At 46.0% G+C, this 25,264-nt stretch carries 26 protein-coding genes; 2 read left to right on the top strand and 24 right to left on the bottom strand.

Translation table 11 applies throughout. The features are described 5' to 3' along the window. Nucleotides 1–8: 8 nt before the first annotated feature. From B3850_RS09325 to queE, 13 genes are all read right to left on the bottom strand, one after another. Nucleotides 9–461 (bottom strand): hypothetical protein, encoded by a 453-nt coding sequence (locus B3850_RS09325; RefSeq protein ID WP_286875152.1) that lies wholly within the window; start codon nucleotides 459–461, stop codon nucleotides 9–11. Then, nucleotides 418–807, bottom strand: coding sequence for a DUF192 domain-containing protein (locus B3850_RS09320; RefSeq protein ID WP_058579367.1), 390 nt, complete (start codon nucleotides 805–807; stop codon nucleotides 418–420). The genes B3850_RS09325 and B3850_RS09320 overlap by 44 nt, the downstream gene beginning before the upstream one ends. After that, the gene (locus tag B3850_RS09315) at nucleotides 804–1,595 is read right to left on the bottom strand and encodes a type II secretion system F family protein (protein WP_286911676.1); all 792 of its coding nucleotides are present in this window, start codon (nucleotides 1,593–1,595) and stop codon (nucleotides 804–806) included. Before B3850_RS09315 ends, B3850_RS09320 begins: the two co-directional genes overlap by 4 nt. Beyond that, a complete protein-coding gene (locus B3850_RS09310) occupies nucleotides 1,595–2,443 on the bottom strand; it encodes a type II secretion system F family protein (RefSeq protein WP_053952750.1) in 849 nt (282 codons plus the stop codon). Before B3850_RS09310 ends, B3850_RS09315 begins: the two co-directional genes overlap by 1 nt. Then, complete coding sequence (locus tag B3850_RS09305; protein ID WP_286875145.1) at nucleotides 2,425–3,648, bottom strand: CpaF family protein; 1,224 nt, start codon at nucleotides 3,646–3,648, stop codon at nucleotides 2,425–2,427. The genes B3850_RS09310 and B3850_RS09305 overlap by 19 nt, the downstream gene beginning before the upstream one ends. Continuing rightward, nucleotides 3,626–4,855, bottom strand: coding sequence for a type II and III secretion system protein family protein (locus B3850_RS09300; protein ID WP_286875144.1), 1,230 nt, complete (start codon nucleotides 4,853–4,855; stop codon nucleotides 3,626–3,628). The genes B3850_RS09305 and B3850_RS09300 overlap by 23 nt, the downstream gene beginning before the upstream one ends. Then, nucleotides 4,840–5,547, bottom strand: a complete 708-nt coding sequence (cpaB, locus tag B3850_RS09295) for a Flp pilus assembly protein CpaB (protein WP_286911675.1) — start codon at nucleotides 5,545–5,547, stop codon at nucleotides 4,840–4,842. Before cpaB ends, B3850_RS09300 begins: the two co-directional genes overlap by 16 nt. A gap of 184 nt (nucleotides 5,548–5,731) precedes the next feature. Next, nucleotides 5,732–6,238: a hypothetical protein gene (locus B3850_RS09290; protein ID WP_053952755.1), complete on the bottom strand. Its 507-nt coding sequence runs from the start codon at nucleotides 6,236–6,238 to the stop codon at nucleotides 5,732–5,734. A 49-nt stretch (nucleotides 6,239–6,287) separates the two neighbouring features. Next, nucleotides 6,288–7,355 (bottom strand): hypothetical protein, encoded by a 1,068-nt coding sequence (locus B3850_RS09285; protein WP_053952756.1) that lies wholly within the window; start codon nucleotides 7,353–7,355, stop codon nucleotides 6,288–6,290. Nucleotides 7,356–7,357: 2 nt separating this feature from the next. Further along, on the bottom strand, nucleotides 7,358–7,900 hold the full coding sequence (locus tag B3850_RS09280; RefSeq protein ID WP_053952757.1) for a hypothetical protein: 543 nt from the start codon (nucleotides 7,898–7,900) through the stop codon (nucleotides 7,358–7,360). Further along, nucleotides 7,881–9,095: a TadE/TadG family type IV pilus assembly protein gene (locus B3850_RS09275; protein ID WP_286911674.1), complete on the bottom strand. Its 1,215-nt coding sequence runs from the start codon at nucleotides 9,093–9,095 to the stop codon at nucleotides 7,881–7,883. The genes B3850_RS09280 and B3850_RS09275 overlap by 20 nt, the downstream gene beginning before the upstream one ends. Nucleotide 9,096: 1 nt before the next feature. Further along, nucleotides 9,097–9,372 (bottom strand): Flp family type IVb pilin, encoded by a 276-nt coding sequence (locus B3850_RS09270; protein WP_058579376.1) that lies wholly within the window; start codon nucleotides 9,370–9,372, stop codon nucleotides 9,097–9,099. A 92-nt stretch (nucleotides 9,373–9,464) separates the two neighbouring features. Further along, nucleotides 9,465–10,136 (bottom strand): 7-carboxy-7-deazaguanine synthase QueE, encoded by a 672-nt coding sequence (gene queE / locus B3850_RS09265; protein WP_058579377.1) that lies wholly within the window; start codon nucleotides 10,134–10,136, stop codon nucleotides 9,465–9,467. 63 nt (nucleotides 10,137–10,199) lie between these two features. On the opposite strand from queE, the gene queC reads away from it, so the two are divergent. After that, complete coding sequence (gene queC, locus B3850_RS09260; RefSeq protein WP_058579378.1) at nucleotides 10,200–10,859, top strand: 7-cyano-7-deazaguanine synthase QueC; 660 nt, start codon at nucleotides 10,200–10,202, stop codon at nucleotides 10,857–10,859. On the opposite strand, the gene nagZ is transcribed toward queC, so the two are convergent. Then, nucleotides 10,856–11,860, bottom strand: coding sequence for a beta-N-acetylhexosaminidase (gene nagZ, locus B3850_RS09255; protein WP_286874849.1), 1,005 nt, complete (start codon nucleotides 11,858–11,860; stop codon nucleotides 10,856–10,858). The genes queC and nagZ overlap by 4 nt on opposite strands. Before the next feature lie 150 nt (nucleotides 11,861–12,010). Between nagZ and B3850_RS09250 the strand changes: the two genes are divergently transcribed. Further along, nucleotides 12,011–13,366 carry a S41 family peptidase gene (locus tag B3850_RS09250; protein WP_286874847.1) on the top strand — a complete coding sequence of 452 codons (1,356 nt, stop codon included), beginning with the start codon at nucleotides 12,011–12,013 and terminating at the stop codon, nucleotides 13,364–13,366. Between the two features lie 19 nt (nucleotides 13,367–13,385). Here the strand turns inward: B3850_RS09250 and B3850_RS09245 are convergent, their stop codons facing one another. From B3850_RS09245 to hemA, 10 genes are all read right to left on the bottom strand, one after another. After that, complete coding sequence (locus tag B3850_RS09245) at nucleotides 13,386–15,725, bottom strand: acyl-CoA dehydrogenase (RefSeq protein WP_286911673.1); 2,340 nt, start codon at nucleotides 15,723–15,725, stop codon at nucleotides 13,386–13,388. 63 nt (nucleotides 15,726–15,788) lie between these two features. After that, nucleotides 15,789–16,415: a TetR/AcrR family transcriptional regulator gene (locus B3850_RS09240; RefSeq protein WP_053952765.1), complete on the bottom strand. Its 627-nt coding sequence runs from the start codon at nucleotides 16,413–16,415 to the stop codon at nucleotides 15,789–15,791. 82 nt (nucleotides 16,416–16,497) lie between these two features. Then, nucleotides 16,498–17,991, bottom strand: a complete 1,494-nt coding sequence (locus B3850_RS09235) for a TrkH family potassium uptake protein (protein ID WP_053952766.1) — start codon at nucleotides 17,989–17,991, stop codon at nucleotides 16,498–16,500. A gap of 2 nt (nucleotides 17,992–17,993) precedes the next feature. Continuing rightward, nucleotides 17,994–18,836 (bottom strand): 3-deoxy-8-phosphooctulonate synthase, encoded by an 843-nt coding sequence (gene kdsA, locus B3850_RS09230; protein ID WP_053952767.1) that lies wholly within the window; start codon nucleotides 18,834–18,836, stop codon nucleotides 17,994–17,996. A 15-nt stretch (nucleotides 18,837–18,851) separates the two neighbouring features. Then, the gene (locus tag B3850_RS09225; protein WP_053952768.1) at nucleotides 18,852–20,123 is read right to left on the bottom strand and encodes a DUF819 domain-containing protein; all 1,272 of its coding nucleotides are present in this window, start codon (nucleotides 20,121–20,123) and stop codon (nucleotides 18,852–18,854) included. Nucleotides 20,124–20,139: 16 nt separating this feature from the next. Then, nucleotides 20,140–20,514 (bottom strand): SirB2 family protein, encoded by a 375-nt coding sequence (locus B3850_RS09220; protein ID WP_053952769.1) that lies wholly within the window; start codon nucleotides 20,512–20,514, stop codon nucleotides 20,140–20,142. Between the two features lie 22 nt (nucleotides 20,515–20,536). After that, nucleotides 20,537–22,009 carry a DUF3369 domain-containing protein gene (locus B3850_RS09215; protein WP_053952770.1) on the bottom strand — a complete coding sequence of 491 codons (1,473 nt, stop codon included), beginning with the start codon at nucleotides 22,007–22,009 and terminating at the stop codon, nucleotides 20,537–20,539. Then, entirely contained in the window at nucleotides 22,009–22,857 is an 849-nt protein-coding gene (prmC, locus tag B3850_RS09210) for a peptide chain release factor N(5)-glutamine methyltransferase (RefSeq protein ID WP_286911672.1), read from the bottom strand. The genes B3850_RS09215 and prmC overlap by 1 nt, the downstream gene beginning before the upstream one ends. Then, entirely contained in the window at nucleotides 22,854–23,948 is a 1,095-nt protein-coding gene (gene prfA, locus B3850_RS09205) for a peptide chain release factor 1 (protein WP_414654255.1), read from the bottom strand. The genes prmC and prfA overlap by 4 nt, the downstream gene beginning before the upstream one ends. A gap of 6 nt (nucleotides 23,949–23,954) precedes the next feature. Beyond that, the gene (hemA, locus tag B3850_RS09200) at nucleotides 23,955–25,226 is read right to left on the bottom strand and encodes a glutamyl-tRNA reductase (RefSeq protein WP_286911671.1); all 1,272 of its coding nucleotides are present in this window, start codon (nucleotides 25,224–25,226) and stop codon (nucleotides 23,955–23,957) included. Nucleotides 25,227–25,264: the final 38 nt, after the last annotated feature.

Raw genomic sequence — 25,264 nt, 5'->3', positions numbered from 1 at the left:
ATTTATAGCTATTGAGCTCCTACCTCCTCAATAGACAGCTTTTGTAGAGCTAAAAGATCTTTCAGAAGTCCATCTAATTGGTCATCAGTTTCTTTAAGCTGGACCCGGGCATCCATTAACGTGTTGGTTGTCTGCCTAAGCTGGTTCAGTGCAAGGTTAAACCAGATATCGTTATTTGATGAATCAAACTCAAGTGAACGCAAATATGCCTGCTCACTGGCTTCAAAGCGGTATTGCCTAAAGTAGATATTTCCTAGTAAAGCCCAACTCTGGGAACTAGCCAGCCCTTTACTGTGAAGCCACTGTAAATGATGCTCAGCTGAATCGAGATCACCAGATAAATACCAGCTTTTAGCGTTCTCAAAGCTTTTTAAGCTTTGCTTTTGCTCTGCAACAGTTGCGCTGCAACCACTGAGGCTAACAATTAAGGTTAATACTGCAATCGAAGTGATAATTTTCACGAGGCGCTCCTTGCTTTTTATTAAATATGACAGGCTTTCCTAGCCAGGACTCTAACGGCCAGTAACTACTGGCCACCGTTTCTATTAGACTGTGTGCTCCTTTAAACCAATGAACTTCGTTGGGACAGATGAAGCGTCTTACTTCCATTATGCATTGCTGTTTATCTAACGCGATAACGTCTATAGGCTCTTTCATCCCCCAGGTATGAATCGATTTGCAATAAGGGAACCAGTAAGCCATATCCGACGTTGGCTGGTCCTCTCCTAACATCCCAATTAACCTCTGGTGAAATTTCGACATTTTTCGAACATCAGTCCATAAAATGACTGGTTGCTCTTTCGTCATGTGAACCCTCCCTGGCTCATTTGTAAAATAATAGGTCCTAAGATGACCAAAAAGTTAACCGGAAAAAAGCAGGTCACTAATGGAAATAAGAGTTTTACCGGTGCTTCCTGAGCTCTCTTTTCAGCGCTATTAAGCAGCTCCTGACGTAGCTGGTGCGCAAAAAACCTTAAGGGTTTAGTAAGACTGGCTCCCTGCTGATGCCCTTTAACCAACATTGTTACCCATTCTTTAATCGGTTTAGCATCACAACCATCAGATAAAGCCTTCATTGAGGCATCAAACCCATTGCCGCGACGTAACCTCTGTACAACAGCGTTTATTTCAGAGGCTAAAAGTCTTTCATTGCATGAGTCTGCAACTTTTTCCAACGCAAGAATTAACGGAACTCCAGATGCCATCATCATAGAAATAAGGTCGCAAAAGTCAGGTAACTCCTTCACTAAGGTTTTATTTCGTTTTAGCCATAACGTTCGTCTTTTGTTGAAGACCATCAATAAAACGAGAGCAAAAAACATAAACACCAACGGCTCTCTATTTATGATAGAAGTAGCTGCACTTATAGTAGCCAGGAGTAACCACACAAAAAATGATAAGTGTGCTTTATTACCCGCAAACTTAAGAACCAAATAACGTTCGACAACGACTTTCAGTTTATCCGGTGCTCTTTGCCATAAGTGGTTTATTTCTCTGTCCAGAACAGAACTTAATTGAAGGTAACTCCATAATTTATAGGTACCGAAGAAAACCGCTGTACTGACAAAAAATATCAATATAAAAAGTAACAACATTAATCATCATCCGGGTTCATTATTTTCTTAACCATCCACCCGCCTAAAATCATCAATAACAAACTCGCAGCGAGCATTCCCATACCAATAAACGACTCAGTAAAAACAGCAGTGTGATTAGGCTTTATCCATCCTAATAAAAAATACAAACCAGCTGGCATTAACACGAGTATCTTCGCCTGCATTCTTGCTTGTGACGTTAATGTCAGTTGCCGCTCTTTTATATGTTGTTGCTGTTGAATATTTTCCGCCAGCCTCAGGAATATATCGGATTGCTGTCCGCCACTTTTCAGCCCCAGCTTTAATGCTTGAGCAACCAGTTTGACGGAAAAGATCGGGACCCGGCGTTGCCAGTCATCAAGACACTCTATGAAAGGCCGCCCAACTTTTTCCTGACGAAGCATTTCATCAACTTCTTGCCCAAGCGGAGGCTGCATACTGCCTTTAAAGCTTTTAAAAGCAGTGCTGACACTGGCACCGCTGCGGATTTGGTTGCTCAAGCTAATGAGCATACCGGGTAATTGTTTCTCTAACTTCTCGAACCGTTTCTTTTTAAGAAAGCGATACATGAAAGGCGGTGCAATTAGCGTAAGAACAAAACTACAAATAGCCCACAAAACCGGGGAAGTAAGCCAAACAATAACTGGCAGAATAACTAACAATAGCAAGTAACCACGAACCAGCCAGCTAACCGGAAGGTTAAGAAAAAAGTCTTCCAGAGAGCGAACGGTTGATAGCTTTAACTTGTTCTCGAACTCCTGATACTTGTCTGGTGTCGCATGTGAAAATAGCCAAAACCAACAAGATACAGTCAGAGTAATAAGCAGTACTAAAAAGACGATATACATGATTCATCACCCATCAGGGTTTTAAACAGGCTTTCTCGAATATCATCCGACTGCTGCTCTGCAAAGCGACACAACGTTTGATTACTGGTCAGGGAATGTTCTGCGCTTTCCCGACTAAACAACGGCGACATTTGTAAAACGTCGTCATCAATACCCGTGAGCTCATCAATGCTTACAACTAACCGTCGTCCATCGGGTGCTCGGGCAATTTGCACGATAATATCTACAGCACTTGATATTTGTTGCCTCAAAGCGCTGACTGGTAGCTCTATTCCACCCATTAAAACCATAACTTCCAGCCGTCTGAGCGCATCACGGGCACTATTTGCATGAACTGTGGAAAGAGAGCCAGCATGACCGGTATTCATTGCCTGTAACATATCCAAGGCTTCTGCACCTCGACACTCACCTACCACTAATCTATCTGGCCTCATTCGCAAAGCGTTGATCACCAATTCTCGAATACCCACATCGCCGGTGCCTTCCTGGTTCTTAGGGCGAGACTCCAGGCCAATTAAATTGTCATGATTTAACTGTAGCTCCGCAGCATCCTCAATGGTTAAGACGCGCTCCCCTTCAGGAATTTCGTGCGACAGAATATTGAGCAACGTCGTTTTACCAGTTCCCGTGCCCCCGGACACTATAATGTTTTGCCTGCAACGTACCGCCAGCTTTAAGAAGTCAGCCGCTTGCTGAGTCAAAGAGCCGCTGTTTACCAAATCGTTAATTCCTAATGACTGTTTAGAAAATTTCCGAACAGTAAGACAAGCACCTTTTGTCGCCAGGGGCGATATAACAGCATTAACACGAGAGCCATCAGGCAAACGGGCATCGACCATAGGAGAAGCATCATCAATATGTCGGCCTAACGGCAAAACAATGCGATCAATTGCTCTTCTTAGTGCATCTTCTGAGGTAAATACCTCAACCGCTTTTTGTAATTTACCGCTGCGTTCGACAAAGATTTTATCGTAACGGTTGACCATTATTTCACTGACGGAATCATCGGCTAAAAGCCTTTCTATAGGCCCTAAACCAATAACTTCAGCAATAGCGTCTTCAATGACTCTGGGTTCGAAGTCAGAGGCTTCTTGTAGAAAGCGACGCGCATACTCACGCAGCCCTGTTTCGTCCAATGCTTCAATTTGACTGTCGCGAACATCAAGACGGTTTCGCAGAGTTTCAATGGCTTGTTGTATTTTCATGAACCAGCTCCCTTAGTTGTAATACTGACTCGTCCTTGAACCAGTTATTTCTTTCTTCCCGTTTTTGCTCTTTATCTAAACGTCGTTTGTCAGCCGATGACATTTTTTCAGCAGTAACCATAACCACAAGCTCTGTTGTTTGCTCCCGGTGTTGCTGACTCCCGAATACTCGATTCAACCCCGGAAGCTCTCCTAAACCCGGCATTTCATCCGACTGGTTAGATTTATCCACATTTAATAAGCCAGACAAAACCATAGTGTCGCCGTCTTCAGAAAGAAATACAGATTCAGTACGTCTGGTCAAAATACCGGGTACTCCCGCCACAGAAACCGCAGGATCAATATTACTCAGTTCAGCACTTAACTTTGTTTTAATACGCCCATCCTTTAAAACAACAGGCTCAACTATGAGCCGAATGCCATACTCACGGAAAGTCACATCTTGCATACCCTGGGCAACGACTTGAGGAATGGGAAGCTCACCCCCAGCCAAAAAGCTGGCTTTCTCGCCACTCTGAGTAGAAAGCGTTGGGTTGGCCAAAAGTTTCGCTAAACCACGGCGTTTCATAAACATGAGCTGGGAGGCGATATCAAGCTCCCAGTCAAATAAACCAGAAACTGCGCTTGATATAGATGGTCCCTCTGATGCTCCTTGCCAGCGAATCCCAATATCTTCCAAAGCTTGTCGCTTTGTTTCGAGTATATTTACTCGCAACGTGAGCATCGGCTCTTCACTCTCTTGCATAGAGGTCAAATTCATTATATTCGACTCCCCCTGAGCTAACGCCTTAATGAGATTATAGGCTTTGGAAGAAACAGAGCCTGACAGGACCATAAGACCATTACGCTCTTCTAGATGAAGCCCATCCTCAACCGCAGACAATGCTTTGACTCGCTCTTTCAGTACCCCTTTATTCGACGGTACGACAGTTACTAAAACCTTTTTGCTTTTGTCACCATGCTTAAGCCAGACATCTGTACTGCCTACACTCACCGCTTTAAGAATAATTTGCTCATTACTGAGGAGCTTCGCTTTTATGATATTTTCGTCGCTAACGAGCACGTTAGTCCCTGGCGAAATATTAATTGAAGTCGAACCACCAAGCTCAATAACGTGGTTATCAATATCACTGGCTAAAACATTAAAAGCCGATAAAACTAAAAGCAGAAAAATAATCGGTCGTGTGTACCTTAATATGTCGTCCATGACATCACCTTTGAAGTTAAACTTTCCGTGTTCCAAACATCTTTTCTCGAACTTGATGAACTTCTTGCCCAAACCAGCATTCCATTGCCCATAGCCCGGGTAAACTCGTCAACATCGTCTGGCTTGATAAGTAAAGTCAACGCGTAGCTTCCATAGCCATCGTTAAGCCCATGAATATCGAACACCTCAATATTCTCGAACGACTCGGTCGCGATACCGCTTTCAAAGTGTTCACCCACAAATGCGATATCAACAACATCTCCAGGCTTCAATAAAGCATTGTGAAGCCCCAGGTTATCGGTGCTAACTGTAATTGCATAATGCCCATCAGGCAGCTGACGCGACAAACCGGTATTTTGCTGGTTTAATAAACCTCGCTTTGATACAGGCTCTCCTTTACTTCCATCTACTCTAAGTTCCTGACCAATAATGAGACCGGCTTCGTTCTGTAAGAACCAATTATGATTAATTAGATGGCTAGGATATTGCCGAACCAACAAATCTTTTGCCGATACAATTGTTCCTGCAGTTAAATCGTTAGCGAAAACCACAACAGAGTGAGTATCAGCTGATGCTTGCTCCACACGGCGTTGAGTTTCCGTGTTGAGGTATTCATTAATCATGAAAACAGTAATTAAAGAAATAATTAAACTAAAAATGACTGCAAATATCCCTTTTGCTTTTTTACTCACGAACCCCCTCCTGGAATGAGCACTAAATGACGCCAGATAAAATCGTAAAACTCCCTGACTCTATTCCCTGTCTCTATTAAATAATCAATAACTGACCAGTTATCTTCTACAACAACCAGCGCTAACATGACGAGTATCGAAAGAAGCATCCATTCAACCGATGCCTGTCCGCGTTGATACGCAGTCATATCACATGAACCATAACGACATATTCGCCTTGCTGAGAAAATACCAACCGACCTAAGCCGTCCTTAAACTCCCACAGATCATTCGGCATCTCTATGGAGCGAAAAGAACGTATCTTCTGGCTGTATTTAAGTTTTAAGATCTTTTGCACATCACCCAGACTGTAGTGCGATACATAAACCCAAACTTCCTTGCCATTTTGTTCGGTCTGCGACAACACGAAAAATGGGCCAACTAACTTAGCCCCTTCAATATCCGTAGTAATAATTTTACTAAGAACCCATGTGTCATCTGTTCCTTTAAAAAAGGTCCAGTTTTTATTCTCAATTTGGCATAACCAAAAATCGAACTTATTGCGGTCGCAATATGGATAAAAGTCTTTTAGAAGTTCCCAGTCTGGTATTTTCGGATTTTGTAAAAAGTAGGCTTTCGCACCGGTATTATTTGCTACTGGCATTTGCGTCCACTGCCACTGATCAAACCCTGTTGGAATATCAGCAATCATAAGTTCCCTCTTAGTTCCCTCTTAGTTTGCTCGTTATTTTATCGCTAAGTTAATTCGCTGTTTTTGGAACGCTATGAACAACTACCACAAACTTTCCAGCTGGGGTAAAAGTTACTCTTCCCAAGTTATTCCGCAAATTCCACACATCGTTATCTACTTTAAAAGATTCGAAAGACTCAATTTTTTGATTATTCACAAAAAGCAGTCCTTGTTGAGAAAGCTCCATATCTCCAGGGGATAAGTACACTCGGATATCTTCTTTTTCATTCGATTCTTGGTATATCCTCATGTTCGGCATTTCTACTACGTCAGGCCCTATATAGTCGTTATTAGCAACTAACACCCACTGACCATTTTTTCCTTCGTAGAAAGTCCACTCCACACCGTCGATGTCGCAAATCCAAGGAACAACATCACCACCTACACACCATGGATAGTCTTTTCTAATTTCTTCCCAATCTGGATATTGAGGATTATCTAGGTGGTACCCCATTATTTCTTCGTGAGCACTTATCGATTTTTGAGACCATGACCAGTCATCAAAAAAGGACGGCCGCTTGTCTCTTTTAACGTCTGTTTGTTCATCACGAAGGTTCTCAGAGTAAACTGTTGAATCAGCTGACACGGCATGCGTAACAATTACTAACTCGCCTTGCTGCGAGAAGGTAAGCTTGCCCAAATCACCTTTAAGCAACCAAATATCTTCCTCTGTTTCAGATGATTTGACAGACTCGACATTTTTACCGTGCTCAAAGCGCATAAACGATTTAGTGCCTTGCATATTAAAAAGGGAGTAATAGGCCCATACTTTCTCATCGTCACGCTCCACAAAGTGCAGCGGCATCATTGGCCCTTCTATAGAGTTTTCTTTGAAAACTAATGGCACTGAAGCCAATATCCAGCGTCCCTCAGTCGGCTCGAATAATGTCAGATGGGAATCTTCTTGAAGGCACATCCACATGGAAGTTTCTGCACCTATGCAGCCAGGATATTCTGCCTCAATTTTATCCCAGTTAGGTTCACTTGGAGCCTCAAGATGGTAAGCAACTATACTTTCAAGGGAACTGATTGACTGTTGGCTCCACGACCAATCATCAAATACATCTGGTAAATCCATAACTACCTCTCTCTTATCGAGCTTTCCGGAACCACATCTGGATCGATGTGACCAAATATTAACGAGTCAGACTCTAACTCTTTTGCTAAAAAGGCTCTTCCAAGACCGTCTTGAATTGTTTCCATAACCTCTCCAGAAAGTACGTTGTTAATTACTAGTGAAGCAGGACGCTTTACTAGGCCATCTCGATGTTTAGGCTCCCAACTATCAGTCAGTCGAACCATCCCGAACTTCGGAATATAGTTTGTCTTTGTCATTCTTAAGTTTGTACCTTCTAGTTCAACTGGAACTAAGTCATCAATAAGTCCAATAACACTGCCCAAATAGTTGTTTAGTCGATAGTTCCCGCTTACTTGAGTTTTTTCACGATCTCTAACTTTCTCCCACACAACCTGCCTGGATAGTTTTAACAACTTCTCACTGTCTTCTGATGCTGGAACTAATAAACCACTAAGCGATCCTAAAATAACGACAAGTAAACTAAGAGCCACTAAGCATTCTGTAGCACTTTGGCCAAATACATATCTAGATAAACTCTTGTCCACCAAACACCGCCTTATCTATGCTACTCAGAGGCTTCAAGCTAGCTTCCCAAAGTGAGTTAAATAAGTTATCCATTTCGACTCTTGAGTCGGAGCGAGGAAATATATGCTTAGGCCTAGTGAATTTGGTCATCGCCTTGGCATAAGCAGTTTGCTCTCCGTTATCGATTTTCACTATCACCGAATCCATGCTAGAAACTAGTAAATTATTTAACCTCATGTAGCCAAAACTATCCTGCTCCACGTTAAGAGATCCCATTTGAGAGAGCCCAAAACTGGAGGACATAGAGTTAACCGAAAAAGCTCCGCCATAATTTGACCGACGGTATCTGCGCTGATCTTGGGCTTTTGCTCCCCACCCCATAGGAAGCGTTTCACGGAAGCCACCAATTAACCACCGTCTCGTATGAAGCGACACCGAATCAAGTCCATGCCAATCCCAACCACCGTTATTATTTCTGGTTACTTCTGTTCCACCGCTTTTAGCTACTTTAAAGCTATATAAATCGACCCAGTCATAACTTCTGGTTAGGCTAAAAGGGTCTAAGCTTTTTATAGTCAGGCGTTCAAGGAACTGAGAGTTTTCTTCATTTTCAGTAGACTTATAGTCTGCTTTTAACGACCACAAACTGGGAAAGGGTAGAACTCCTCCACCATGGAAAGCATTCCAATTTAATTCTTCGGAGTGCTCTGAAACCACATCATTTATCAGTAAAGGTAGCTGTATAACAAAATTTGCATCCAGTGCTCTTTGGGCAAACGATATACCCCGAATGACAAAGGTTTGAAACGCAACCAACCGACTAGCCACTTCCGCAAAGCTCTCCTCAATGCGTTCAACAATCATCGATATAGCTCGGGTTATTTGAGCTACGTAAGGAATAAACGAGGTAATGGTTTCAAGGTTTTCTGCGGTGCGATCCAACATGGCCAGATAACTTGCCAGGCCAACCCACTGGGCAATTGCAACTTGGTTGCCTATGAGCGCTCGGTTGGTAAGAGCCATGAAGTTCATCTGCCTCGACATGGCTACTGCGGCACTATATGCAGCGTTGTCAGCGACGCTTTGCAGGTAAAACTGTTGGCGTGCGTGTTTGCCCATATCGGTCACAGCAAATAGTAAACTTGCGACCAAGAGCAAAACGCCGGTCATCATGACCAACGTTTGCCCTGTTTGCTTCTTTCGAAAGCCCAACATTTTAGTTGTCGCCCTGTTCGGTCGCCTCGTCATAATTGCCGAGGTTTACATCAGTGTCAGCAACAGTTCCTGCACGGCGGGACGACTGTCTGGCTCTGTTGAGTTGTTGACTAGATGACTGCCCGGTCATTTCCTGAGCCAGGCCAGCAACTTGGTTACGTATAGCTTTGCCGAACAGTGAATAGACGCCAATTGCAGCTACTGCAATAAGCGCAACAATAATAATGTATTCGGTCATTCCCTGACCGCGACTGCGTGAAATGGACTTCCGTTTCATAAAACCTCCTGTCAAAATTTGCCTTACTTGGCGAGTTAGGACAGGAAGTATAGATCGACTTTCAGAGGGTCAGAGCACGAGTAGTCAATGTCTTACTCAATATTGAGATATTTATGCATCTGCACGGACAAGCGCCAGTTGCGTTCAATACAGGTTTGCATAGCAAGCTCGGTGGCGCGTGGGCGCTGGCTTATGGGTTGCAGGCAAATAATAGCGTCGGCTTTGGGGGGGCAACGTTTTAGCAGTGAATCTAAAGCATCTATGTGTTTTTGCATGGCAACCGGGTGTTTTATTTCGTTAGCGCGCGCCATGCAGTCTGGGCGCACCAGGTAGCCGCCCGGCATATCTAACTTAGGCGACACTGTTACCCATGTGTTGTTGGTCACTTTTAGCTCGAAGGTGCCGCTGGTTTCTATTTGCAGCTGGTAGCCTTTGGCTTCTAGAGCTTCACCTAGTGGCAGCAAGTCGAACATAGCGGGCTCGCCGCCGGTTATGACCACGTGTTTGGCGGCGTAACCTTCTTGTTCAAAGCGTTTCACTATGTCTTCGGCAGTCATTTCTGCCCATTTGGAGGAGGCTGCGGTTTTTGCCATCATCTCGTCGACGCTAACTTTGTCGCTGTCGTTGGTTTCCCAGGTATGTTGGGTGTCGCACCACGGACAACCCACTGGGCAGCCTTGCAAGCGCACAAATATGGATGGCACACCGGTAAAGGTGCCCTCGCCCTGCAGGGTCTCGAAAATTTCGTTGATGCGGTAAGACATAGCTTTCGTTAAAATAGCTTCTATTAAGGTGGATAGACCGCAGATTATACGGAGAGTTACAGCATGTCGCAAAAGGTCGTTGTTATTTATTCAGGTGGAATGGACTCGTTTACGGTGTTGCACAAAGCATTGCAGGAAGGTAATGAGGTGTTGGCACTGTCGTTTAACTACGGTCAGCGCCATGTGAAAGAGCTAGAACTTGCCGCTAACGTCTGTAAACAGCATGGAATTCCGCATAAAGTAGTCGATATTACTGCCATTAACCAACTACTGTCCGGCAGTTCATTAACCGACGACATTGATATTCCCGAGGGACACTACGAAGAAGAGTCGATGAAGTCGACGGTGGTACCCAACCGCAATATGATTTTGTTGTCGCTAGCCATTGGTTATGCGGTGTCTCAGGAAGCTTCTGCGGTGTATTACGGCGCTCACTCAGGCGACCACGCTATTTACCCGGACTGTCGCCCGGAGTTTGTGCGCCAAATGGATGTGGTCAGTAAAATGGCCAATTACGAACCGGTAGCTGTTCATGCGCCTTATTTAGACGTCGATAAAAACGCAATTTTAGCCGATGGCCTGAAAATGGGCCTGGACTACAGCCAAACCTGGACGTGCTATAACGGTCGTGACAAAGCTTGTGGTAAGTGTGGTGCCTGTGTGGAGCGTTTAGAGGCCTTCGCTGCCAACGGCGTTGAAGACCCCATTCCTTACGAAGCTTAATTAGCCACTGAAAGCCAGCGCTGTGCTTGTTGCCAGCGCTCGGTGCGCTTCAACTCTTCCAGACCAACAGCGGACTCGCTCATCAGCATACGTTGAACACGCTGAGCACTTTCTGGCTCGGTTGCCGGAAGCTCTGCGTCGAGTACCTGTAAAGCCCCTGCTCTGTCATTACAAACCAGTATCATATCGCAGCCTGCATTCAATGCGGCCAACGCCCTTTGCTGCATGTCGCCCGCGACAGTCGCGCCCTGCATCGACAAGTCATCACTGAAAATGGTGCCGTTAAATTGCAGTTCATTACGCAATATTTGTTGCAGCCAAAACTCACTAAAGCCAGCGGGCTGTGGGTCAATTTTCGGGTAAATAACGTGTGCCGGCATTATGCCATCAAGCTTTTGGCTTAATGACAAAAACGGCTTTAAGTCATGCGCCCGAATTTGCTCCAGTGTGCGGTCGTCTTCCGGAATAGCAATGTGTGAGTCAGCCTGCACCGAGCCATGCCCCGGGAAATGTTTGCCGGTGGAGGCCATACCGGCTTCATGCATGCCCTCAATAAACGCAGAGGCGAGCTCAGAAATCTCTGAAGGGACATCAGAAAATGCCCGGTCGCCAATCACTTCGCTGCAGTCATCAACATCTAGCACCGGCGCAAAGCTAATATCTATGCCGACAGCCTGTACTTCTGCTGCCATGAGCCAACCTAAGTCTCGTGCAGCGCGGTGGCGTTCGTCCGCATTCTCAATGCGGCGCAACGACCCCATTGCCGGAATCGCACTAAAACCCTGGCGAAACCGCTGTACACGCCCGCCTTCGTGGTCAACCGCAATAAGCAATGGTTTAGCGGCCGCCATACGTGCTTCCTGAGTTAAACGAACCAACTGCTCGGCTGACGCAAAATTGCGTGTAAACAGTATCAGTCCATTAACAGAAGGCTGCGCTAAAAGCTTTTTGTCTTCTGGCGTTAGCTCGGTGCCCTCAATGTCTATCATGACTTGTGCCATAACGTCGTTGTTCTCCGTCTGTGTTTAACGGTCAATAGTCAGTGTCGGCAGTGTGCCACGATGCAATAAAAAGCGCCACGCTGGGTGTTCATCTTTTCGTTCTCTGTGGTAAATTGTCAGTTAACATTTTTACAACACTCGAGACGCAGTATGACCTTTAATAAATCCTTATTGCTATTAAGCATGGCTGGTGCGTTATCAGCCTGTGGGGGCTCTGACAGCAGCTCAAATACCGGCGGAACTGGTGGTTCTGGCGGCTCTGATGACTCAAACTACGCCACCTGCTCTGTCGAAGACCAAAACCAACGCTTTTTCAATTACATGAAAGAGGACTACTTCTGGGCTGACCAACTACAGGACAGTATTGACCCGGAAGCTTTTGACGATGTTTATGCGGTTCTTGAAGAGTTGCGTGTGCCGGAAGACCGCTACAGCTACATTTTAACCGAGGAAGAGTACGAACAATTGTTTGTCAACGCCACCTACTTTGGGTTCGGTTTTTCGATGGAGCAAATAAGCGATACTCGCGTGAAAATTCGCTTTGTTTATAACGACTCTCCGGCTGCTACGGCGGGCATAGAACGCGCCGACGAACTAATTGCCATTGACGATGTGCCAGTCGCTGAGCTAATCGCCAGCGGCGAATTTGATGATGCCTTAGGGCCAAACGAAGAAGGTCTGAGCAAGAAACTCACCTGGGAAAAACCAGACGGTACAGAGCAAACCGATGTTCTAAGCAAAGTTGAAGTTGAAACCAACACTGTCATGGGCGCACAAACCACAGTGCTCGATAACGGAGACACTGCCGGTTACTTCACTCTCGACTCCTTCATTAACCGCACGGGCAGTGACTTAAACGAAGCTTTTGACTTGTTCGCAAGCGAAGGCGTTGATCATTTAATTATCGATGTGCGCTACAACGGTGGTGGCCTCATTCGTTACGCCAACCAAACCTCCAGCCAGGCGGCAGGCAATAACGTACTGGGCGAAACCTTTTTAACTTACCGCTTTAATGAGCAAAACAGCGATAAAAACGAAACTCTTCCGTTCCGCTTAGTCGACGGCACGCAGCAGCTCGACTTAGATACGGTCTATGTTTTAACGACTGGCAGCAGCTGCTCTTCTTCGGAAATTATCATTAACTCTTTAAAACCTTACGTGAATGTTGTCACTATTGGTGAAAATACGTGTGGTAAACCTGTCGGCCAGCAGCCTGAACAGTTGTGTGACAAAGTGACTTTCGCTATTAACTTTGAAACAGTGAACGCTGAGGGCGAGGGCCAGTATTACGACGGCTTGGCTCCTACCTGTGAAGTTGAGGACCAAATTATTGCGGATTGGGGAAGCGAGCAAGATCCGCTGACCGGTGCGGCATACAGCTATATTGAAACAGGCAGTTGTCCGGCAACAGCAAGTGCGAGCGCAGAAACGAAAAAGAGCGCTCAACAGCGCTCTTTTGTGGACCCAGTGTTCAACTTAAAAGACAAACGTCGAACACTTTATTAAGTTGAAATAAATGCGGTGGTCAGTCTCTGACCGCCGCTTTTCTCAAGTCACCTTTTGCCGTGTAAAACTGGTTATTTTCCAGAATGCCCGGCGCGAAACTATCGACCCCAATAGCAAGCAACCGCAGCTCTTCGGTTTCTGCCAGCTTCTCAGCAGTTTCTTTATCCACTAAGCCCTTTTCTAAAGCGGCATCGGCAAGTTCCTGACCGTTTAGGTTAGCCGACAATTCACCGCGTTTCTGAGCCTTGCGAAGCGTTTTGTAAACCGACTTCATTTCCAGCATTGATAAAAACGCTTTTTCCATGTGACCGGTCGGATCGTTCTTGTCGTCTTTCCAGTAACACAGGAAGGTGTGGCGATCACGCGTGACGCCCGGCTCCATCATGCTTAGGCTAATTTCCTGCAAGGTGTCGTCTTTTGGCTTCTTAAAGTGATTACCCAGCGGGAATATCACTAAGCGCATCATCCAGGCGACAGTGCGATTCGGGAAGTTATCGAAGAAGCCATAAAACGCTTCAGCAATGCTGTGCAGGTGATGTTGCAATGCATAGTGCACATACGGCAAGTCAGCCACCTGACGCCCTTCGTCTTCAAAGCGTTTCAACACCGCAGAGCCCATGTATAAATGACTTAAAACGTCACCCAGACGCGCAGAAATCATTTCTTTACGCTTCAAGTCACCGCCCATCATCAGCATTGAGATATCTGACGCTAATGCTAAACCGCGACTCATACGACCCAGTTTACGGTAATACTGAGCCGTTTCACCGCTAACCGGAGACTCACCAAAACGTGCGCCTGTTAGACCCAACCACAGACTTCCAAATACGTTGCTGGTGGCAAAGCCAATGTGCTTCATCAACAAGCCGTCAAATTCTCGCATACCTTCGTCTTCATTCGGGTTGGCTGCAGCTTGCATTTCTTTGAGCACATAAGGGTGACAACGAGTCGCCCCCTGACCAAAAATCATCAGGTTACGGGTTAGAATGTTAGCTCCTTCTACCGTAATAGAAACCGGCGTTGCCATGTAATTGTGGCCCAGGTAGTTATGTGGCCCCAACTGAATGCCCTTACCGGCATGAATATCCATTGCGTGTTCAATAACTTCACGCCCCATTTCCGTCATGTGATACTTGGTCATTGCCGTCACAACTGACGGGCTCATGCCCTGGCACAACGATGAAATTGTTAAGCGGCGCATGGATTCAAGAATATAGTTCGTACCACCAATTTTACCCATTGATGACTGCACGCCCTCAAACATACCAATAGGCAGACCAAACTGTTGGCGTACGTAGGCATATGCACCTGTCATTCGTTGAGTAACATGACCCGATGCCGTTGCCAGTGCTGGCAGTGAAATGCCCCGACCAGCTGACAAGCATTCGACCAGCATACGCCAACCTTTACCGGCGTAGTCTTCACCACCAATAATCCATTTCAGCGGAATAAATACGTCTTTACCGTAAGTCGTACCGTTTAAAAACGCCTGATTCAATGGGAAATGGCGGTCACCAATTTCCACACCTTTGTGACTGGTTGGAATAAGCGCACAAGTAATGCCTATGTCTTTTTTGTCGCCCATTAAACCTTCCGGGTCGTACAATTTAAACGCAAGACCCAGAACCGTAGCTGAAGGAGCCAGAGTAATGTAACGCTTTGACCAGTTCAGACGAATACCAACAACTTCTTCGCCCTCGTGCTCACCTTTGCAGATAATGCCTTCGTCCGGAATGGAGCCTGCATCAGACCCGGCTTCAGGGCCCGTTAAGGCGAAGCATGGAATATCGGTACCATCGGCTAAACGAGGCAACCAATACTCTTTTTGTTCTTTAGTACCATAATGCGTCAGCAATTCGCCCGGGCCTAGTGAGTTAGGCACCATAACCGACACTGCGGCGCTAATTGAACGGCTGGCAATACGCGACACAATGTACGAGTTAGCCGCTGGAGAAAAGTCTAAACCACCATGCTCTTTACCAATGATCATGGCAAAGAAACGTTCTTTTCTCAGAAAGTCCCATACTTGTTTTGGCAAGTCTCTGTCTTGCTGCACAATTTTGAAGTCATCGATCATATCCAGCAAGGTATTCAACTGGTTATCGATAAAGTCCTGTTCTTCCTGAGTAAGCTTCGGCTGGGGCATATCCAGCAGCTTCTGCCAGTCTGGGCGACCTTTAAACAGCTCGCCATCCCACCATACGTCACCAGCTTCCATAGCCTCTCGCTCGGTATCCGACATTGGTGGCAAAATACGCTTAAAGATAGCAAAAACAGGTTTTGTAATAAGGCTGCGACGGATATCTCCGACTGCAAATACCAGTACTACTAAAACCAACAACAAAATGAGAATTTCCATGGTTATCTCCAGTGCACCATCACAATGAAAGTGTAGTCAAATCTCAGTCTTACGACAGTTTATTTACGAATTTTCGAGCCCGCCAGACACAAACGGAATAAGTTGGTCAATAACATCTTGTGCGCCAATTTGCTGATTAAACTCAGCCTGCGCTATTTCTATAAGTGCTTGCCCGGATACCTGAGCAAAGACCACAGAGCCCAACACAAAATGCAGACGCCAAAACATTTGTTGCTCGTCTAAATGCGGATTTGTGCGCTTTAAAAGCTGCAGTAAGTGTTGTAATACATTGCCGTACTCTTGCTGAGTGTACTTACGCAAGTGCCCCTGTATTTCAGAATAAGCAAAGCCCAGTAATCGTAAAAAAGTATCGGGACCGCGCTTGTTGATTTGAGTCAACTTAGCAAGCGGAAGTTTGAAACGCTCAAATAACGCCTGTGTTTTTAAGTCTTTTTGGGCTTCAGCTTCGTTTAGCTGTTCCTCTAAAGCAGGCATAAAAACACTTAGGTAACGGGCAATGACTGCCTGTATCAGCGCCTTTTTTGAGCCGAAATGATAGTTTACGGAAGCCAGATTCACTCCCGCCTCGTGGGTGATCTGCCGTAAAGAGGTCTGTTCAAAGCCGTCTCGCGCAAACAGCGCTTCAGCGGCGTTGAGTATTTTTTGTTGAGTCGTAATGCGTGCTGCCATGATATAAATAAACGCATGATTTAAACATGCGTTTAATTTAATTCATGTGGTTTCAGCGTGCAAGTGTTCGCTGAAATTTATTTTAGTGCTTCCAGTAATGTCTGTGGAATAAAATAAGCACCGTCATAATTTCCAAACGCCCCGCTAACATAGCAAATATCAGCAATAGTTTGGCACCACCGTCCAGGCTTGAAAAGTTACCTGCGGGTCCAATAATTTCGCCAAGCCCCGGACCAACGTTCCCCACAGCGGATGCAGCACCAGAAATAGCGGTTAGAAAATCGAGATCAAACAATGACAGACCTAACGCAATAACCGCTATAAGTAAAAAGTACATAAAGCAGAACGCCACCATAGAGCCAAGCAAAGAGTCGTTAACTCTTCGTTCCTGGTAGGTCTCTACTCTGACTAAATTTGGATGAATAAGCTGACTAAACTGCTTTTTGAGCAGTAATTGTGACAACTGGAAACGGAATATCTTCATGCCTCCGGCCGTAGAGCCGGTACACCCCCCAATGAACATAAGGTAGAAGAAAACCATCAGAGACCAACTGCCCCAGTTGCCATAATCTTCCGTCGCATACCCTGTTGTGGTAACCACAGATACAACATTAAATGCGGTGTGCATGAGGGCGTCACCAAACTCTCGGCCTTTCACCACCTGCACTAGAGTGATAAGGGCAATAGCAATCATTAGAAAGGTCACGAAGGCACGTACCTGCGTATCTTTCCAAAGTGGTTCATAATCGCCCTTCAGCGCTCGAATGTAGAGAACAAAAGGCAATGCCCCCGCGACCATAAATAGTGTGCCCGTTATGACCAAAAATGGCGTGTCAGAAAAGTGACCGAAAGAGGCGTCATAATTAGAGAAACCGGCTGTGCCTATGGTTGTCATACCATGAACAAAGGCATCAAAGCTTTTCATACCGCCTAAAAGATATAAGGCAATAACAGCAACAGTCAGTATTAAATAAACACGGCCTATGGCTAAAACCATGTGGCTTGAGCGAGGCATAAACTTGCCCGACATGTCGGAAGATTCAGCCTGGAACAGACGCATACCACCAACCTGCAAAAACGGTAGTATGGCCATGGCCATAACGATGATTCCAATACCGCCTAACCACTGCAGCATGGCTCGCCACAACAGTACACTGGATGGCAGGTCATCAAGCCCCGAAATAACGGTAGCTCCCGTTGTGGTAATTGCTGACATGGCCTCAAACCATGCGCTGGAAAAATCGAGATAAGGTTGGGCAAAAATAAAAGGCAGCGTGGCAAAAAGGCTCGCCGACACCCAACACAAGGTGGTTAATAGAAAGACTTGCCGGGCCCGAAGCTTCGCGTCGCCAACCGGCTGCAGGAAAAGTGCAACGCCAATCACAAAACCAATGATAGCCAATGTTAAATACGTCCACTGCTCTTTTTCCGCATTAATAACGGCCATAACAAATGGCGCCAGTAATGCCAAAGACAGCAGCGCCAGCAATCCGCCTACGGCTTTTAATAGAAGCTTTATCGCCTGACGTTTATCAAGCGGCGTTTGCTTAAGCGAGCTGCTGGCCTGAAGCGACATGACTAATTAGACGTATCCAATTCGCTGAATGACTTCACCAAGTCGTCAACGGCTTTCATTTGCTTTAAGTAATCTTCTAATGCGCGTAGTGGCAAAGCGCATGGCCCGTCACACTTGGCTTCATCGGGGTTAGGGTGTGCTTCAATAAACAAGCCCGCAATACCCAAAGCCATGCCAGAGCGCGCTAGTTGTGCTGCTTGAGCACGGCGTCCGTCAGCTGAGTCGCTGCGGCCACCCGGGCGCTGTAACGCGTGAGTCGCATCGAAAATGACCGGGGCCATGGTCTTCATTTCATCCATACCCAGCATATCAACCACCAGGTTGTTATAACCAAAACACGAGCCTCGTTCGCACAGCATGATATTTTGATTACCGGCTTCTGCGAACTTGCTAATAATATGCTTCATTTCATGTGGCGCTAAAAATTGAGGCTTTTTCACGTTAATCATGGCGCCCGTTTCAGCCATAGCAACAACCAGGTCTGTTTGACGCGCTAAAAACGCCGGTAGTTGAAGGATATCGACAACTTCAGACACTGGCTTAGCCTGATGAGGCTCGTGCACATCGGTTATAAGCGGCACATTGAATTGCTGCTTTACTTCCTCAAAAATGCGCAGCCCTTCTTCCAGTCCAGGGCCACGAAAGGAATGCACCGATGAACGGTTTGCTTTGTCAAAAGACGCTTTAAAAACGTAAGGAATACCAAGCTTGTCCGTTACTTCAACATAATGTTCTGCGATTCGCAGTGCCAAGTCTCTAGACTCCAGCACATTCATTCCACCAAACAGAACAAAGGGACTGTCATTGGCTATTTCAATATCATTTAACGCTAACTTTGAAATCATGGTCATTCCTTTTAATTAACTGCCAACAACACGCAGTACTTGACCCGAGAAATACGCCATATAGGTACCGAGGGCATAGCCCATGACTGCCAGCAAGACCCCAACCGGAGCCAACGATGGGTGAAAGGCTGATGCAACCACCGGAGCCGAAGCGGCTCCGCCAACGTTAGCCTGGCTGCCAACTGCCATATAAAAAACAGGGGCGCGTAAAAGTTTAGCAACAAACAGCATTAATGACGCATGAATAATCATCCAGATAGCGCCAATAAGGAAATATTTGGGTGCTTCCACAATTTTAGTCACATCCATGTGTAGCCCAATGCTGGCTACTAGTACATAGACGAAAACAGAACCAATTTTAGAGGCCCCTGCCGCTTCCAACGAGCGTGCCCGAGTAAAAGACAGCGCGATACCACCTGCGGTTGCAAGCACGATAACCCAGAAGAACAAGCTATCTAAACTGAACTTGCTCAGCGCGGGGTAATGTTCACCAATAGCGGGGGCAATCCAGTCAGCTAACAAGTGAGCTATGCCAGCCACGCCAAAACCAATAGCTAAGATAAGCATTAGGTCTCTCAAACTAGGATTTCGAACGTGTTCAGCCTCGTACTTTTCAACTTTATGGCGAATAGCATCAATTGCCGAGGTATCCGCCCCTGTACGCTCGTCAATTTTCTTGGAATTGGCCGCCATATATAGCAATACCGCCATCCACAAGTTAGCGACAATAATATCCACCGTCACCATAGCAGAGAAAATATCACCACCGACTTCATACACTTCTTTCATTGCGGCTTGGTTTGCACCGCCGCCTATCCAGCTGCCGGCAATGGTTGTCATGCCGCGCCAAACAGCGTCTGGCCCTGCACCACCCAACATTTCAGGAAATATGAGCGACACCAAAAGCAGCGCAATCGGGCCGCCAATCACGATACCGAACGTACCGGTTAGAAACAGTATTAGCGCTTTCGACCCCAGCCCCAGAATCGCTTTTAAATCCAGGCTTAAGGTTAGCAGCACCATACAGGCCGGCAGTAAGTAGTCCATTGTTATATCAGTTACTGCTGTCGCATTACCGTCAACAATTCCAAACGTATTGAGTAACGACGGCAGGAAGTAACAAAGTAACAGCGCAGGAACAAAGCGATAAAACTTTTTAAACGCCGGGTGGTCGCTATTATTGGTATAAAAAACGAACCCCAAAATAGCCATTAATAAACCGACGATAACGCCGTCGTTGGTAATAAGCGCGCTAGTCTCTGTTACTGCAGTTTCCGGTGCTAACATACAAACTCCCTTTCAATTAGCCGGCAATTAATGGTGTTTTAGACATAGCCACATGCAATAAAAACGCTATCCAGCCGCAAGCACCAACAAAACCAACCCAGCGCGTCACAGCAGACTGGCCTTTCATGGCGAAAATACCAAAAATAATGTAGCCAATAACACCAATGACTTTATCGGTTAACCAAGGCACTTCTATTGGATACATACCGACAGTCACCATAATGCCAATAGCACTCGCCAGTAGAAGTGTGTCGTTAACGTGAGGAACTATTTTTAGCCATTTTTTCTGTAATGCAGGAGAATCTAACAACCGCAAGACAAAGCGGAATAGAAATAAAATAATAGAAATGAAAACAAATAAAACATGCAGGTGTTTAAAAACAACGTACACAGTATAACCCCTTTATAATAAATTAAAGATTTCTAAGTTCGGGTAGTAGCTTCAGAGCCTGCTCCAGAAATTCCGGTGAGTAGTAACGGCCTTTTTCATCATCGAGTCGTGTTTTGATATCCGCATCGCTGGTTTCTTCTTTAAACCAGTCCACAAGCTGCTCGGTCAGTAACAACACCTGAGTGCTTAATGCAATATCGCTACCTTGCTTCCCTTCAGGAAGACCTAAGCCGTCCCAGCGCTCTAACCGTTCCATTAACGCACGATGTGCTTTTTGGGTAGCGTCATGTTGACCATGAGTCAGTGCTTTTAATGAACGAGCAACACGCTGCTGGCAAGTCGTTTCGTTAGCAGCAACAGCCGTCGAAGCACAATCTAACAACGGCCGAGCTTGTGCAAATAACGACCAGGCTAAAGCTGTTGCTTCCGCCTCGTCAGCATTAACCGCTTGTGACAACCGGTAAGCTATGCGCCCTTCTCTGCTTCCATCCAGCACATTATTAAAATGATTCGCATTGTGCAGCATCAACTGGTCGGCTAAGCGCGCCAAGAAATGATCAGAGTCTTCTAAACAAACAACATTGTCCTGCGCCAGCTGCACGTTTTCCGCAAACAATTGCAATACGTGATGGTCATCGGCTGTTAACGTACGAGAACGGCCACCAATAAATAAAACCGAACCATGTGCTCGGCAATGACTGCGGCAATACAGCAGTACAAAGTCATCACCGTAAAACGAGCCATGGTTAGCAATCACGTTTTCTAGCTCGGCTAAGGCTTTTGAGGGAATAACCGACCGCAGAGTTTGCCCGACACTAACCTGAGAGTCTTCACCATGCGCGGCTAACACTTTATAAGACGTTCCTTCTTCATTGGCCGTCGCATAAAGGGTTTGCTTCGCCCCCCCAATAACCCAGCTTAACTGCTGAACTAAGCCATCAACAAAACTATTCATAGGCTGCAGTGCGTATAAGTTTGTTGATGCTGAAATAATTTTTTCCAAGCCATGACGGCTTTGATCTATAGACATAATATCGCGGTAGGAACGCAACGAGGACATCACTGCCGTAAAGAGTTTTTGCGCGGTTAATTCAGTCTTCGATTTGTAGTCGTTGATATCGTAATTAACAATAACGGTGCGCTCAGGCGCCTGGCCGGGCTGGCCTGTTCGCAAGATAATGCGAGTAAAATGATTATCCGCTTTCTCACGAATATAACGAGCAACCTGAAGCCCCGCGTCATCGGTTTCCATAACAACGTCCAGCAAGAGAATTGCCGCATCTGGATGCTCGTCGATAAGTTTTTTCGCTTCCTCCCCGGAAAAAGCACTATAAAACTTCAGACCTCGCCCCAGGAAATTAAAGTCGTTCAACGCCAATTTAGTGACCGCATGCACCTCTGGCTCGTCATCGACAATTAGAATTTTCCAGTATTCTGTCGGTAATTTTGTATTTTGCTGGCTGGCTTCATCAGCAAACATGAACTGGTTGCTCATTACTTGTCTCTCTCCGCCGTGACGTATTGTCCACCTGATACTCGCTCTACACTAGCATAATCCTGCCAGCGGTTAACCTTTTTATAACCATTTTTTGAGAGTAGCTCAATGACACTATCGGCCTGCTGCCATCCCTGCTCAAGTAATAGCCAACCGCCATTTACAAGATATGATGATGCACCAACAACAATGTTCTTAATATCGTCTAAACCATCACCTTTTGCTACCAAAGCACTTAACGGCTCAAACCGCACATCGCCCTGGCTAAGGTGCGGGTCAGCTTCTTCAATATAAGGAGGGTTAGACACAATTAAGTCGAATGGCTTATCTGTTGGCACGTTAGAGAACCAATCGCTTTGAAAAAACTCAACATCGAGGCTGTTACGTCTAGCATTGCGAGATGCCAAAGCCACTGCGTCTCCGTTCTTATCGCAACCAAGCACCTGCCAATTCGGCTTTTCTGACTTTAACGCCAAAGCAATAGCACCAGTCCCGGTGCCTAAATCCAGCACTCTTGCGTTCTCGGGTAGGTTTAAACTCAAGGCTGCTTCTACCAGAGTTTCTGTGTCTCCCCTGGGTATTAATGTGCTTTCATTGGTTTCAAGTTCTAACGACCAAAACTCTTTACGCCCAGTAATATAGGCTATCGGCTTACCTTTAACCCTATCACTAACCAAGGTTTGAAAGCGTTCCCATTGCACTTCTGTTAAGGCTTTCTCTGGCCATGTCATTATGTACGTTTTGTTTTTGTCCAACACAAAGCTCAACAACGCAAAAACGTCAGCCCTAACGTCATCACTATGCGCTAGCTGCTGACGCGCCCACTGTTGCGCTTCTTCTATGGTCATTCTTGTCCTTCAGACAATGCCGCCAGCTGATCCGCCTGATGCTCAGTAATAATCGGATCCATAATCAAATCCAAGTCGCCCTGCAACACTTCATCCAGCCGATATAAGGTTAAGTTAATACGGTGGTCAGTGACACGACTTTGCGGGTAATTATAAGTTCGAATACGCTCTGAACGGTCACCACTGCCCACTAAGTTACGACGGGTGCTTGCTTCTTCTTGCTGACGTTTTTCGTCCTCGATTTTCTGTAATCGAGCTTGCAGAACTGACATCGCTTTGGCTCGGTTTTTATGTTGTGAACGCTCTTCCTGACATTCAACAACAACGCCTGACGGCAAGTGCGTAATACGAATGGCCGAGTCCGTTCGGTTAACGTGCTGACCACCGGCGCCCGATGCGCGGAAAGTATCGACACGTAAGTCCGCCGGATTAATCTCTATGGCTTCGGCTTCCGGAATTTCTGGCAGAATAGCCACCGTACAGGCCGATGTGTGGATACGACCTTGTGACTCAGTTTCAGGTACGCGCTGCACACGATGACCTCCTGACTCAAATTTCATGCGGCCATAAGCGCCATCGCCATTCATTTGTGCAATAACTTCTTTATAGCCGCCGTGGTCACCTTCATTGGCACTGACTACAGAGATATTCCAGCCATGTTTTTCTGCGTAGCGGCTGTACATACGAAACAGGTCACCAGCAAAAATTGAAGCTTCATCACCACCAGCGCCCGCTCGAATTTCCAGGTAGCAATTGCGATCATCGTTGGGATCTTTAGGCAGCAACAAAATTTGCAATTGCTGTTCCAACTCAGTTTCGTTTTCTTTCGCCTGCTTTAGCTCTTCCTGAGCCATTTCCCGCATTTCTGGGTCGTCTTCTTCGACCATGTCTTTAGCAGCGACCTGGTCTTCCTGGTTTTGCTTATATTTCTCAAAGCAGTCCACGACTTCTTCAAGCTGTGAATACTCTTTCGATAGCCCGCGAAAACGGTTCTGATCGGAAATAACATCCGGTTCACCCAGCAGCGCCTGAACTTCCTGGTAACGCTCAAGCAAACCTTCAAGTTTTCGTTCAATGGATGGATTCAACATATTCTTTTATTTGCCTTCTAAAGGGTCAGAATCGTCGCCTGACCACAATTGCTGTAACACCGCAAGTGTATACTGATCATTGTTCTCACCTGCTGATTTTAACAAATTGGTAGGTTGGTGCGTCAGTTGCTGCACCAGTTTATGGCTAAATTGCTTCAGCACCTCTTCCGGCGCTTTACCTTGCTGCAGTTGAGCCAAGGCTCGTTCTAAATGAGTATCGGCGACAGCTTTCGTGTGTTGTCTGTATGACCGAACCAACTCCACACTGTTGAGCGACTGCAACCAGTCAGTAAATTCCTGCGCCTGCTGACGGATAATTACCTGCGCTTCTTTTGCTGCCTGCTCTCGGTTTCTTATGTTTTCACTAATAATGCTTTGTAAGTCGTCAACCGTATACAAATAGGCATCATCAAGCTCATTAACCTGCTCTTCTATATCTCTGGGCACGGCTAAATCAATCAGTAGCATCGGCTTATGGCGACGTTTCTTCAATGCCTTTTCAACCGTGCCCTTACCCACTATTGGTAAGGTACTGGCAGTTGAGCTCACCACAATATCAGCGTCAGGGAGAAGTTCAGACAGTTCTGACAAACTGTGCGCGGCACCATCCACTTTCTCAGCCAGCTCTCGTGCGCGTTGCAAGGTTCTGTTAGCGACTGTTATTTCCGTCACCCCTTGCTGCTTTAAGTGTTGGGCGACAAGTTCAGAAGTATCTCCAGCCCCAATTAATAACACTTTAGACTTGGCTAAGTTCGAAAAGATATGTCGCGCCATAGACACTGCGGCGTAAGCCACTGACACGGCATTTTGCCCAACGGCGGTTTCATTACGGACAGTTTTTGCGACACGGAATGTTTGCTGAAACAAACGCTCTAAAATACCGCCGACAGCCGCCTGCCGTTTCGCTATTTGATACGCCTGTTTTACTTGCCCGAGTATTTGCGGCTCCCCAAGCACTAGCGAGTCTAAGCCACTGGCAACAGACATTAAATGACTGATAGCCTGATCATTTTTAAACAGATAATGATGATTTTGCAAAGCATCGGGAGGTAAGCTGTGAAAACCCGTGAACCAACCGAGCAATAAATCGTCTGATACATTACCACGGCAATAAAGTTCGGTACGGTTACACGTCGAGACAATGACCGCTTCCTGCACGCCTTGTAAACCACGCACAGCCTGCAATGCGGCGTCGAGCTGCTCGGTATTGAAAGCAACTTGCTCACGCAAATCAACGGGGGCTGTTTTGTGGTTTATTCCCAGAGCTGAAATGGTCATCGGATTGTGTAACTCGTTATCTCAACGCGGTCATGATA

The sequence above is a fragment of the Idiomarina sp. UBA4520 genome, assembly GCF_002388365.1.
Taxonomy (GTDB): domain Bacteria; phylum Pseudomonadota; class Gammaproteobacteria; order Enterobacterales; family Alteromonadaceae; genus Idiomarina; species Idiomarina zobellii.
Note: the sequence above shows the minus strand (reverse complement) of the source record. Positions and strands in the feature narration are given on the sequence as shown.

Bases quoted from the DNA above. Each gene is read 5' to 3' on its own strand.
- B3850_RS09215 (WP_053952770.1), bottom strand. From the start codon at position 22,009: ATGAGCAACCAGTTCATGTTTGCTGATGAAGCCAGCCAGCAAAATACA.
- B3850_RS09300 (WP_286875144.1), bottom strand. From the start codon at position 4,855: ATGGACGACATATTAAGGTACACACGACCGATTATTTTTCTGCTTTTA.
- B3850_RS09270 (WP_058579376.1), bottom strand. From the start codon at position 9,372: ATGAAACGGAAGTCCATTTCACGCAGTCGCGGTCAGGGAATGACCGAA.
- prfA (WP_414654255.1), bottom strand. From the start codon at position 23,948: ATGTTGAATCCATCCATTGAACGAAAACTTGAAGGTTTGCTTGAGCGT.
- B3850_RS09305 (WP_286875145.1), bottom strand. From the start codon at position 3,648: ATGAAAATACAACAAGCCATTGAAACTCTGCGAAACCGTCTTGATGTT.
- kdsA (WP_053952767.1), bottom strand. From the start codon at position 18,836: ATGATTTCAAAGTTAGCGTTAAATGATATTGAAATAGCCAATGACAGT.
- B3850_RS09285 (WP_053952756.1), bottom strand. From the start codon at position 7,355: ATGGATTTACCAGATGTATTTGATGATTGGTCGTGGAGCCAACAGTCA.
- queE (WP_058579377.1), bottom strand. From the start codon at position 10,136: ATGTCTTACCGCATCAACGAAATTTTCGAGACCCTGCAGGGCGAGGGC.
- B3850_RS09315 (WP_286911676.1), bottom strand. From the start codon at position 1,595: ATGTTGTTACTTTTTATATTGATATTTTTTGTCAGTACAGCGGTTTTC.
- B3850_RS09225 (WP_053952768.1), bottom strand. From the start codon at position 20,123: ATGTTAGCACCGGAAACTGCAGTAACAGAGACTAGCGCGCTTATTACC.
- B3850_RS09275 (WP_286911674.1), bottom strand. From the start codon at position 9,095: ATGTTGGGCTTTCGAAAGAAGCAAACAGGGCAAACGTTGGTCATGATG.
- prmC (WP_286911672.1), bottom strand. From the start codon at position 22,857: ATGACCATAGAAGAAGCGCAACAGTGGGCGCGTCAGCAGCTAGCGCAT.
- B3850_RS09320 (WP_058579367.1), bottom strand. From the start codon at position 807: ATGACGAAAGAGCAACCAGTCATTTTATGGACTGATGTTCGAAAAATG.
- B3850_RS09290 (WP_053952755.1), bottom strand. From the start codon at position 6,238: ATGATTGCTGATATTCCAACAGGGTTTGATCAGTGGCAGTGGACGCAA.
- B3850_RS09235 (WP_053952766.1), bottom strand. From the start codon at position 17,991: ATGTCGCTTCAGGCCAGCAGCTCGCTTAAGCAAACGCCGCTTGATAAA.
- nagZ (WP_286874849.1), bottom strand. From the start codon at position 11,860: ATGGCACAAGTCATGATAGACATTGAGGGCACCGAGCTAACGCCAGAA.
- hemA (WP_286911671.1), bottom strand. From the start codon at position 25,226: ATGACCATTTCAGCTCTGGGAATAAACCACAAAACAGCCCCCGTTGAT.
- B3850_RS09245 (WP_286911673.1), bottom strand. From the start codon at position 15,725: ATGGAAATTCTCATTTTGTTGTTGGTTTTAGTAGTACTGGTATTTGCA.
- B3850_RS09310 (WP_053952750.1), bottom strand. From the start codon at position 2,443: ATGTATATCGTCTTTTTAGTACTGCTTATTACTCTGACTGTATCTTGT.
- B3850_RS09240 (WP_053952765.1), bottom strand. From the start codon at position 16,415: ATGGCAGCACGCATTACGACTCAACAAAAAATACTCAACGCCGCTGAA.
- B3850_RS09250 (WP_286874847.1), top strand. From the start codon at position 12,011: ATGACCTTTAATAAATCCTTATTGCTATTAAGCATGGCTGGTGCGTTA.
- queC (WP_058579378.1), top strand. From the start codon at position 10,200: ATGTCGCAAAAGGTCGTTGTTATTTATTCAGGTGGAATGGACTCGTTT.